General features: G+C 38.3%; 9 protein-coding genes. 4 read left to right on the plus strand and 5 right to left on the minus strand.

Features of this window, described 5'->3' with window-relative positions; translation table 11 throughout:
• Positions 1 to 41: 41 nt before the first annotated feature.
• From L2586_RS04540 to L2586_RS04555, 4 genes are read right to left on the minus strand one after another with little or no spacing between them, the layout of a single operon-like run.
• Complete coding sequence (locus tag L2586_RS04540; protein ID WP_235291603.1) at positions 42 to 881, minus strand: FAD binding domain-containing protein; 840 nt, start codon at positions 879 to 881, stop codon at positions 42 to 44.
• Positions 882 to 922: 41 nt separating this feature from the next.
• The gene (locus L2586_RS04545; RefSeq protein WP_235291604.1) at positions 923 to 3,286 is read right to left on the minus strand and encodes a xanthine dehydrogenase family protein molybdopterin-binding subunit; all 2,364 of its coding nucleotides are present in this window, start codon (positions 3,284 to 3,286) and stop codon (positions 923 to 925) included.
• A 38-nt stretch (positions 3,287 to 3,324) separates the two neighbouring features.
• On the minus strand, positions 3,325 to 3,789 hold the full coding sequence (locus L2586_RS04550; RefSeq protein ID WP_235291605.1) for a (2Fe-2S)-binding protein: 465 nt from the start codon (positions 3,787 to 3,789) through the stop codon (positions 3,325 to 3,327).
• A 17-nt stretch (positions 3,790 to 3,806) separates the two neighbouring features.
• On the minus strand, positions 3,807 to 4,256 hold the full coding sequence (locus L2586_RS04555; RefSeq protein ID WP_235291606.1) for a CoxG family protein: 450 nt from the start codon (positions 4,254 to 4,256) through the stop codon (positions 3,807 to 3,809).
• Positions 4,257 to 4,525: 269 nt separating this feature from the next.
• Between L2586_RS04555 and L2586_RS04560 the strand changes: the two genes are divergently transcribed.
• Positions 4,526 to 8,701, plus strand: coding sequence for a T9SS type A sorting domain-containing protein (locus L2586_RS04560; RefSeq protein ID WP_235291607.1), 4,176 nt, complete (start codon positions 4,526 to 4,528; stop codon positions 8,699 to 8,701).
• 20 nt (positions 8,702 to 8,721) lie between these two features.
• Entirely contained in the window at positions 8,722 to 9,375 is a 654-nt protein-coding gene (locus L2586_RS04565) for a haloacid dehalogenase type II (RefSeq protein ID WP_235291608.1), read from the plus strand.
• A 120-nt stretch (positions 9,376 to 9,495) separates the two neighbouring features.
• Here the strand turns inward: L2586_RS04565 and moaA are convergent, their stop codons facing one another.
• The gene (gene moaA / locus L2586_RS04570; RefSeq protein WP_235291609.1) at positions 9,496 to 10,485 is read right to left on the minus strand and encodes a GTP 3',8-cyclase MoaA; all 990 of its coding nucleotides are present in this window, start codon (positions 10,483 to 10,485) and stop codon (positions 9,496 to 9,498) included.
• A gap of 46 nt (positions 10,486 to 10,531) precedes the next feature.
• Here moaA and L2586_RS04575 point away from each other — a divergent pair, with 46 nt between their 5' ends.
• On the plus strand, positions 10,532 to 11,713 hold the full coding sequence (locus tag L2586_RS04575) for an aminotransferase class V-fold PLP-dependent enzyme (RefSeq protein ID WP_235291610.1): 1,182 nt from the start codon (positions 10,532 to 10,534) through the stop codon (positions 11,711 to 11,713).
• Positions 11,710 to 12,108, plus strand: coding sequence for an iron-sulfur cluster assembly scaffold protein (locus L2586_RS04580; protein ID WP_235291611.1), 399 nt, complete (start codon positions 11,710 to 11,712; stop codon positions 12,106 to 12,108). The genes L2586_RS04575 and L2586_RS04580 overlap by 4 nt, the downstream gene beginning before the upstream one ends.
• Positions 12,109 to 12,136 lie beyond the last annotated feature (28 nt).

Consider the following 12,136-nt stretch of genomic DNA (forward strand, 5'->3'; position numbering starts at 1 on the left):
CTACCCGTAGATCTTCTTACGGTTTAATTTTCTAATTGTTCTCAGAGTCGACTGATTGCTCTCTTAGCATATACACATGCTAAATGAGCTCGGTATTTCTCTGATGCAAAATGATCACTCATCACGTCTACTCCTGCAGTAGCGCCGGCGCAAGCTGTTTCGATATGATCAGCACTGAGATCACCACCTTTTAGTGCATTTTCGATTTCTTTAGCTCTATACGCTGAATCACTAACACCTGTAAATGCTATTCGAGCAGCTGAAACAGTCCCATTGTCTTTCGCAATAGCTGCTGCACATCCTACGATTGCAAACCGCGATGCAGGCTGTACAAATTTCATATAACACGAATTGGCATTTGCTGCACTTTTAGGAATTTTAATGCTGGTGATAATTTCATTATCGTTTAAAGCTGTTTCATAAAATCCTTTAAAAAATTGATCTACATCCACTTCTCTATTGCCATTTGCACTAGCGATTACAATCTTAGCATCTGCCGCAAGTAATACCGCAGGCCAGTCAGCTGAAGGATCTGCGTGTGCAATCGAACCTCCTATTGTTCCTCTATTTCGTACTTGGATGTCACCTATCATGCCTGCAACTTCTGCAACCATGGGTGCATGTTTTTTAAGATCTTCATTTCTAGAAATACTTGCATGTGTCGCCCCAGCCCCTATTGTTATGGTCTGGTCATTATTTCTAATTTCTTGAATTGCTTCAATTTTTGAAATATCTACTAAAGCTTCAGGCATATTCAATCTTAACTTCATTGCTGGCACAAGGGAATGCCCACCTGCTAGGATTTTATCATCCTCACCGAGCATTGCTAGTGCTTCCTGAATAGAATTTGCTTTTTTATATTCAAATGATGCTGGTATCATTATTTTTCTATTTTTTTAATTAAAAATTAATTGCCATTAAATCAATTATTCATGGCATTCCATACACGTTCAGAAGTCATTGGCATTTGTATATCTTTTACCTTATGACCCGCCTTCCATAATGCGTCGATGACAGCATTAACCACAGCTGGTGTAGAACCGATACATCCTGCTTCACCTGCACCTTTCACTCCTAGTGGATTGTGTGGACACGGTGTTACGGTACGATCTATTTCAAAACTTGGCAAATCATCAGCTCTTGGCATCGTATAATCCATGTATGATCCATTAATCAATTGTCCTCCTTCATCATAAATCGCTCCTTCGAGTAAAGCTTGGCCTATTCCTTGCGCAAGACCTCCATGAATCTGACCATCTACGATCATTGGGTTTATAACATTTCCTACATCATCTACCGCTATGAATCTCTTCAACTTCACCTTACCTGTTTCTTTATCAATTTCCACGATAGCGATATGACATCCAAATGGGTAGGTAAAATTAGCAGGATCATAGAAAGAACTGAAGTCTAATCCAGGCTCTAGGTCTGCAGGATAATCATGAGGAACATATGCTGTAAGCGAAACATCACCAAAAGCGATCGATCGATCTGTTCCTTTAACGGTCCACTTGCCTTCAGCATAATCTAGATCATCTACAGAGGCTTCTAGTTTGTGTGCAGCTATTTTCGCACCTTTTTCTAATACTTTTTCGATACTCTTCACAATTGCACTTCCACCTACTGCTAAGGATCGTGAACCATAAGTTCCCATTCCGAAAGCCACCGCGTCAGAATCTCCGTGAATCAAGTCCACATCTTCCATAGGAATACCTAGTTTATCAGCGACAACTTGAACGAAAGTCGTTTCATGGCCTTGACCATGTGAATGCGATCCAGTATATACACTTACTTTTCCTGTAGGCTGAACCCTCACTTGAGCGGACTCAAACAATCCTGCTCTAGCACCTAAAGCACCCACTACAGCGGAAGGCGCAATACCACAAGCTTCCACATATGTAGAAAACCCAATTCCAAGCAACTTGCCATTTTCTAAACTCTTTTTCTGTTCAGCTCTAAAATCTTCGTAACCAACCATTTCTAGCGCTTTGTCTAAGACTGGCTGATAATCACCTGAATCGTATTGAAGGGCGACTTGTGTTTGATAACCTGGTTGTTCTATTCCATCAAAAGCAGGTATAAAGTTCTTTTTTCTTAATTCTGCCGGATCCATATCCATTTCTAAAGCACCTAGATCAATCAGCCGTTCTAATAAATAAGTGGCTTCAGGTCTACCTGCGCCTCTATAAGCATCTACTGAATTCGTATGTGTAAATGCGGCTACCACATTAACATTTATTAATGGTGTAGTATAGAGTCCCTGCAATAAAGTACCATGCAGATAAGTAGGAACCGCTGGTGCAAATGTTGCTAGATAAGCTCCCATATTTGCAAAGGTATCAGATTTCAATGCGACAATCTTCCCATCTTTATCAAATCCCATATTAGCTGTTGTCACGTGATCTCTTCCGTGAGCATCAGTCATAAATGCTTCACTTCTGTCTGAAGTCCATTTCACTGGACGATTTATTTGCTTCGAAACCCAGACCATCAAAGCTTCTTCTGTATAATGGAATATTTTACTTCCGAAACCACCACCCACATCGTGAGAAACGATACGTACTTTATGTTCTGGAATTCCTAGCACAAATGCACATAAGAGCAATCTTATCAAGTGCGGATTTTGAGTAGAGGTATATAATGTATATTTATCCAAAGCATCATCATAATGGCCGATAGCACTTCGGGGTTCCATAGCATTTGGAATCATTCGTTGATTAATAAATTCTAATGTCGTCACATGATGTGCTGATGCTAATGCAGCATCCACTTCTTCAACTGGATTTCCTAACTCCCAATCAAAACATATATTATTCGGTGCATCCGGGTGAACTTGAGGTGCTCCTGGTGCTGTTGCTTTCTTCGGATCCGTAACCGCGTCCATCACATCATAATCCACTTCTACCAAATCGGCAGCATCTCTAGCGATTTCTTTCGTTTCTGCTATTACTACAGCCACTGCATCACCTACATGTCTAACATTATCTCTTACCAATAGCGGATGCGCTGGCTCCTTCATGGTATCACCGTTTTTAAAATTGACTTGCCAGCCAGTAGGTACACCTACGATTCCCTCTATATCAGAACCCACAAAAACTGCAACGACTCCGTCATGGGCTTTTGCCGCAGCAGTGTCGATAGATAAAACTTTAGCATGAGCATATGGTGATCTAACGATATGGGCATGAGTCATACCAACTAATTTTATATCGTCTGTATATTTTCCTTTTCCAGTTAAAAAGCGCTTGTCTTCAATACGCTTTACTGATTTTCCTATAAATGACATTTCTTAGATTTTTAAATTAATAATTACACGTTCTAGAATCAAGCAGACATCGTTTCAGCAGCATCTTTTATCGCTGCTACTATATTATGATATCCTGTACATCTGCAAAAATTACCTTCTAAGGCATGCCTTATTTCATCTTCAGAGGGCGATGGGTTAGTTTCTAAAAAATCACTTACCAGCATAATCATCCCTGGCGTACAAAATCCACATTGGAGACCATGTTTTTCTTTAAATGAATCTTGAAGTGGATGCATTTTCCCGTTTTCTGCCAAACCTTCTATGGTTTTAACTTCACAACCATCTACCTGACCTGCTAACAAGGTGCAAGACTTCACTGCTTTACCATCCACATGTACTGTACATGCGCCACATCCACTGGTATCGCAACCTATGTGTGTACCAGTCAAACTAAGATCTTCTCGCAAAAAAGTAGATAAGGTGGTTCTTCCTTCTACTTCACGAGTTACTTGTTTGCCATTAACTTTAACTGTAATTTCCATTGGCTAATATTTATTATTTATGTATTCATTAATTCAATTTCCTTATCAAATGCTTCGAAGAATTGCTTCGTCAAAGAATTTGCAACGCCTGAAACAACTCTTGCTCCAGTTCTAGCTAATAACCCAGACATCTGAGCATTTCCGTCAAATGTGATTTGGGTATCACCATTTCCAACTTCATCAAGATGAATCACAACATCAGCTTTTACATTTCCAATTTTACTTTGTTGGGTGACGACAAGCGTAAAGCTCTCTGGCTTTACCAAATCCTTGAGCTCTAGATCACCTTTGAATTTTCCTTTTACCGGACCTATCTTCACTTCAGAGACTGCTTCATAATTAGTCTCATCTCTTTTGTTTAATTCAGATATTCCTGGTGTGATTTTTACAAGTTGATCAGGGTTCATTAACATATCCCACACGACATTTCGGGGAGCTTTTAATACATGATCTCCGTTTAGTTTCATATTTTTTACGATTTCAGAATAAAAATTTAAAATATGAAATACTTCGCGAATTAATAAAGGTATTGTGGTAAATTTTAAAAATTAAATCCATTACAACACTTAAATGCAAAGACTATATTTACATTAATCATTTTTTTTACTCAGAAATTATTCAATATTTAAAATTTCGCAATTCGATTTTTTGTATCTTGATACTCTAATTTCTTTAGGAAAAGGAATGAAACATTTACCTATTTACAAAAAACCTAATAATTACAAATCTCAGCCAAATGAAATCATCTAATCTATTATTTAGTGCTACTATTAAATTTTTTCTCTTTTCCCTCCTACTTTTGTTCAGCTTTCATAGTTATGGACAAGTATGTGCTACTGTAACCTTAACCACACAAGCTCAAGTTAATGCCTTTAGTTGCACAAGTATCAATGGAGATTTAATTATAAATGATGGAGGAACTGGAAACATTACAGATCTAAATCCAATTTGGACAACTCTACATGGACCAGGTGCCACGATATCGGGAAGACTCATAGTCAGCAACTGTCCTAATATTCCATCATTATATGGATTAGATGGAATTGTAAGTATTGGGAATAGGTTCGAAATTGGTAACTGTCCTAATATCACCACTTTAAATCATAATAATTTTCCTTTTCAACTAACGAATATTGGAGAATTTCTATATATTCATGATTCTCCCAAACTCACCAACATAAGTGCTTTAAGTGCACTAACAACCTTGGGGAGTGGTATAAGCATTGCATTTCAAGTTCCTGTTAGTGATTTCAATGTTTTCAATAATGTTACTTCATCTCGTGTAATAGAAATAATAAATCTTTCTTCAACAACTATTAATGGTTTTGCAAATCTGACATCTTGCGAATATCTCAATATTTCTGGTTGTCAAAATTTAACTTCTATAAGTGGTTTTGAAAAATTGCAATCAATAAAACAAGGCACATGGAATGGTATCTATAATATCCTTAATAATCCAAATCTATCATCTGTTAGCGGTCATCCAAATCTTAATACCGTTAATGCGGTTACCATTACAAATAATCCAAAATTAGCCTCATGTTGTTTCATGCTACCTATATTAGATAATAATCCATCTTCTATTTCTATTTCAGGTAATGCTGCAGGGTGTAAAAATGTGGGACAAATAGACTCTGCACCCCAATTATCTGCATGTCCACCTAATCGAACGGTATCTACCGGATCCGGTAATTGTCTAGGATCCACCTCTGCGATAAGTCCAATCGCTATGGATAATTGTGATCTTTCTTCCTATAATCTCACTTTACTTTCTCCAGATGGATCAACAACAAATGTTAATAATGTTCCTAATGGTGTTTCGCTAACTTATTCTAACTTGTTGCAAGGGATATCGAAAGTAACGTTTAAAGCTACTGATGCAAGAAACAACAGTTCTGATTGCTCCTTTAACATAACTGTTAAAGATAATGAAAAGCCCATTTTATCCAATATTCCGCCTAACGTGACCATTCATTGTAACGATAACTTCCCCACTATTCCTAGTCCAATAATAAATGATAACTGTGATGGCTCTCCAGCTTTAACAGCTGCTTCATCATTAGCTATTGGTAATTGTACACTTGGAGCACCTGCAGAAATACATTCTTATTCATGGACAGCAACAGATGAATCAGGAAATGAATCCACTGCAAATTGGGAGGTCACTGTGATTAGCGACTTTTCGTTTAACCTTGGAGCTCCTATAGAAATTTGTGATGCAAGTAATTATATTATAGACCCTGGAAATATCGGAGAATCTTACGCTTGGTCTACAGGTGCATCTTCTCAAGCAATTAGTGTAAGTTCTTCTGGAACTTATAAAGTAACTATAACAAGTAAAAATGGCTGTTGTTATGAATCAGAAAAAACAGTTGCTTTTTCTAGTCCTCCAGATGCCACCGCAATGGGTGCAACATTAAATTGTGAAGCTACTGAAGTCCAAATTTTTGGTTCTTCTACAGCAAGTGGTGCTTCTTATTCTTGGACTGGGCCTGGAGGGTTTATGTCTGATATGCAGAATCCGATGGTTTCAAGCCTTGGAGAATATATATTAACCGTTACTAATGCAGCTGGATGTGGCTCTACTGCATCAGCATTGGTAATAGGGGATACGGATATTCCCGATGTAAGTGCAGAAGGTGGCACAATAAACTGTGAGACCACATCTATTCAATTAATGGGAAGTTCCGCTTCATCTGGGGTAACATTTTCTTGGACTGGACCTGACGGATTTACTTCTGATATGCAGAATCCAACAGTAAGTACACCAGGTAATTACATACTTAATGTGCAATCTGGAAATGGCTGTTCGGGAAGTGCAGATGCTTTGGTTATAGACGATACAAGTCCTCCTGAAATTATACTTTCAGAAGGAATCTTATCTTGTGCGCAATCAGAAATTGAATTAAGCGTGGAAGGTGAAGCTTCTTGGACAGGCCCTGATGGATTCACCTCTTCAGATGAAACTATTGTTGTGTCAACTCCAGGTACTTATTCTGTAACCGTGACAGGAAGTAATTCTTGTACGAATTCTGAAACTGTTGAAATTCTCTCTGATCTAAGTGTTCCAGATATTAGCGCTGAGGGAGGTATCATCAATTGCGTTTCCGGGCAAACGACCTTAAGCGGCAATTCTACGACAGAAGGTGCTACCTATTCATGGACTGGGCCTGGAGATTTCACAACAGAAATACAAAACCCTATTGCGATTATAGCAGGTACTTATACTTTAATAGTGACTGGACCTAATGGTTGTTCTTCCACTATGGCTGTTGAGGTTTCTGCAGATATGGATGCGCCAGAAGTCAGTGTCAATGATGGAAGTGTGGACTGTGTAAATACGTCTACTGAATTGACAGCTTCGACAACCAGTGAAAACATCACTTTTATATGGTCTGGACCTAATGGGTTTACAGCAGATGGTGAAAGTATCACAGTCTCTGAACCAGGAGAGTATTTAGTAATGGCCGTTAATGAAAATGGATGTGCTGGAAGTGCAACCTCTACGGTAGCTGCTAATAACATTATTCCTACTGTCTCTATTTTCGTAGGACCGATAGGATGTCAAACAACCGATGTAACTTTCGCTACAGAAGTGTCCGAAGGTGTTACCACTTATTCATGGACTGGACCTAATAATTTTACTTCAAACGAAAAAGAACCGGTAATAACTGAAATTGGCACATATACTCTTAATGTAACTTCTGAAAACGGTTGTACTTCTATGGCTTCATTCGATGTAATAAGTGATTCTGAAGTACCCGATGCCAATGCAACAGTTGATGGCCTCTTAACTTGTACACAGAATACCATTACTTTAATGGGAAACACCTCTACTGATACCGTATCTTTCTTTTGGACGGGACCTGATGATTTCACATCAACGCTCCAGAATCCAACAGTTAGTCAACCAGGTGTCTATATGCTAAGTGTCATTGCCGCTAATGGTTGTGCTGGCCAATCTTCCGTAGAGGTAATGGGTGACGGTGAATTCCCAACGGTCAATGCAACTGGAGGAGACATCAATTGTAATAACAGCTCGGTTATCCTTTTAGGTACTACCAATATAGAAAATGCCACTTTTAGATGGGAAGGTCCTAACGGTTTCGCAACTTCGATTAGCAATCCTGAAGTTGAAATTGCAGGAGAATACACCTTTACTGTTACAAGTGAAGGAGGATGCGTTGCTTTTAAAACTGTAACCGTAAACATCGACAACCAAGATCCAAATCTTAGTTTGAGCGAGGGTTTCTTAGATTGCAATGCTGGAGTTCGTAATTTCAGAGTAGTAACGAATGCTCAAGACCCTACGATCCTATGGACGGGACCTGACAATTATTCTTCTACAGAGCTAAATGCACCTTATTCACAAGCGGGCATCTACAGCCTTTCAGTAACTGGTTCTAACGGTTGCAGCTCCCAACTTTCTATAGAAGTAGATCACGATATTGCGTATGTCCACACACTAAACATTACAGGAAATGATGCATCTCTAGAGATAGAAGGTGGAACTCCTCCATTCATAATTACTTGGGATAATGATATAGAAGGATCTGAAGTTTCTGATTTAGCGGATGGTGAACATTTTGTAAAAATAGTAGATGGCCTAGATTGTACCAAGTTTGTTGAATTCACGATTAGCACATCCAGTGTCACAGACTTAGAAAAAGCGTTAGAGCTTAAAATCTACCCAAATCCAGTTGTGGATCAATTAAAAATTGAATGGGTAACCACAGATTTCGAACCTAAAAATTTAGAAATTATCAACGCGAACGGTAGAAAATTACAACGCACCGATATTGCTGGAAAAAATAATCAAGTAGTAGATATGAGCGACTTAACACCTGGTATCTATTTCGTAAGAATGGAAGGAAAAGATTCAGTAATCTATAAGAAGTTTTTAAAAATGTAACAAAGGTTGTACATTTCAATATGGAAAAGATTATTGTGTTTGATGCTTATGGTACACTCTTTAAAATAGATACCGAAAGCGAAAAGCTGAATGCCGTACTAGGAAGTGTAAAAGGAGCATTTTTAGATTTGTGGAGACAGAAGATACTCGAGTATAGCTGGTTAACAGCTCTCGCAGAACAATGGGAAGGATTTAATAATATTGTTAATAAGGCCATTCACTTTTGTTGTGACACCTTTGATATAGAATTAGATGAAGTGCTTCCTATTCTAATGGATATTTATGAACACCCTCGTCTCTTCGAAGATGCCAAGTTGATGTTTTCTTCGCTCAAAGGAACATGTAGTATTATGTCCAATGGGGAACTCGAAACGCTTAGAAATGCTGTTTCCGAAAATGAAATTGGAAAATATATAGATCAAATTTTCTACGCTGCTAAAGCACAGAAATTTAAGGTATCACCCAAAGTTTATAGAATGGCAACGGTTCACTATAATACAGGGCCAGGCAAGATGTTTTTTGTTTCTTCTAATGCTTGGGATATTGCCGGAGCTAATTTTTTCGGTTACACTACTGTTTGGGTAAATCGAAGTGGAAAGATATTTGACAAGTTAATAGAAAAGCCTGATTATGAAATTAAGTCTCTCGAAGAGTTAAAGGATATTGGAAATTAAGCGGATAATTTAAGAAGTAAGAAATATATGTGATTCTTTAGATTTTATAATATTGGATTATACTTCCTTGCGTCACGCGGATAAAACATTGACCTAAAAAAATCAAGCTGGCTTAACACTCTAGCCTCCTATCGTGCTCATGCTCTCACTTACTGGGAAGTTTAATGCTCTTTTCTTTTCCGCTTCGAATCCATCTTTTGCTTTGCCCGATACAGCTTCATAGATTGCTAATGAAATTTCCTCATCGGTAGCGCCTGCTCTCATGATGTTTTTGATGTTAAACACGCCTTCATCATAAAGACAAGTTTTCACCACCCCTTTCGGTGTAAGTCGAATTCGATTACAACTTCCGCAAAACGTTCGGCTATATGCAGCAATGATTCCGAAAGAACCTTGACCTCCTTCTAATTGATAATTATAAGCTGTAGAATTCGCAGGATCTTGTAATTTGTTGATCTTCGGAAACGTAGATTCTATTTCAGACAAGATCTTTTTATAGTCCCATACTAAGTGCCCCTTTTCCTTCCCTTCTCCATTAAATGGCATTTCTTCGATAAATCGAACACTGACCGGAAGCTCTTGTGTTAACTTAACCAAAGGAATAATATCCTGATCGTTAATTCCAGCCATCACCACACAATTGATTTTCACACTGAATCCCATATCAATCATTCGGTAGAAGCACTCCATGACGACGTCATATTCATCACGTCTAGTTATTGCAAAAAACCGCTCTTTATCAAGAGTATCCAAACTTAGGTTTATACTTCGAACTCCATATTTCCACAGTTCATCCAGGTATTTTCCAGTAACTGTCCCATTAGTGGTCAAGTTAATTTTTTCGATTCCGTCGATCTCTGACAACCCCTTTATGAAAAACATAATATCTCTTCTCAACAATGGTTCTCCTCCTGTGATCCTAACTTTCGAAACCCCTTCTTTCGCAAATATTCTAGACAATCTCAATAGCTCCTCCCAGCTTAGCAACTCTTCCTTCGGGACATACTTTATGCCTTCTTCCGGCATACAATACGTGCACCTCAGATTACAGCGATCTGTTACTGCAATTCTAAGGTAATCTGCGACTCTATTGTATTTATCTTTTAACAAGCTGAATGTTTAACTATTTCGAAAATTAACTGTTTATTTGGAATATATGTTTAATTCATCAGACATAAAGAAGAATTTTCCCATTTTCGACCACTACCCGGATTTGGTCTTTGCTGATAATGCCTCTACTACCCAGAAACCAAGCAATGTAATCGATGCCATTTCCGACTACTACAAAACTTCCAATGCTAATGTTCATCGGGCTGTTTATGATCTAGGTGTAAAATCAGATGAGATCTACCACAATACTAGGTTAAAGTTATGTCAATTTTACAATAAGGAGGAAGCTATTTTTACTGGCGGCACTACTGATGGAATAAATAAACTCGCACGTGCCATTTCCACAATACTCGAGAACGATTCCAATATCGTCGTTTCCGAAATGGAACATCATTCTAATTTACTGCCATGGCAAGCGCTGCATAATGAACTTAGAGTTGCTCGCATGACTGACACTGGTGACTTAGACTTAGCGCATCTAGCATCCTTAATAGATGATCAGACCCGAGTCGTATCCCTCGTGCATATTTCGAATACTCTAGGCAGCATCAACGATCTTTCTAAAGTGGCAAATTTACTAGCAGGTCGCAATTGCATCTTTATAGTTGATGCAGCACAATCATGTTTACTTCACAGAGATTCGATCAGCAAGATCAATGCTGATGCATTTGTTTTCGGAGCACATAAAATGTTTGGCCCAAGTGGTCTTGGTGTCTTATTAGCGAAGCAAAAATTTCTTGATCAACTACCATCATTTGATTTAGGAGGTGGGATGGTAACCGAGGTCGAGGAACAGCACGCTGAGTTCAGAAAGGACATTTCGAGATTCGAAGCTGGAACTCCACCTCTTGCTCAGGTTGCTGGAATGCATGCTACCTTAACCTATCTGGAAGGTTTGGATTTAGGTCAATGTATTACGCATACCCATTCGTTAGCCATAAAGCTTCGAGAATCATTATCGGAAATCGGAGTTCAGTGTTTAGGGAATCCAAAAGATCTTTCTGGAATTGTATCTGCGACTTTTGGTGAAATTCATCCACACGATGCTGCTTCTTTTCTGAACAGTAAAAACATTGCAGTAAGAGCAGGACATCACTGCACACAATTAATTATGAAAAAATATGATATTCACGCAAGTGTTCGGTTTTCATTTTCGATCTACAATGATCTTAGCGATGTTGAAAAGATAGTAGATGCTGTAAAATCTATGAAAAAGTATTTCGGATGAGTAATTTAGATCAGATATATAAAAAACAGATTCTGGAGGAAGCCAAGCACCCTTTTCATTTTGAGAAGCGAGAAGGGAGTTTAGAGCAGATCAGAGCATATAATCCGATTTGTGGAGATCGATTTGACCTGTATCTTTCAGAGAATGACTTGCATTTTCATGGTTTCGGTTGCACCATTTCTAAAGCTTCTACGTCTTTTATGCTTAGAAGATTAGAGGGAAAGACTGACCAAGAAAAGTTGGAAATCATAAATGAGTTTCTTAAGTCCATAGACCAAAACTTGTCGATTAACGATCCGATGCTTAAGGTATTCGAAAACAAAGAAACATTTAGAGGCAGGCTGGATTGTATAATTCTGCCATGGAAAGCACTGAAGGAAAAATTAGAAGAATAGAATCATTTTTCGGATGATCTGATAAAAT

This window comes from Portibacter lacus (genome assembly GCF_021533215.1).
GTDB classification, from domain to species: domain Bacteria; phylum Bacteroidota; class Bacteroidia; order Chitinophagales; family Saprospiraceae; genus Portibacter; species Portibacter lacus.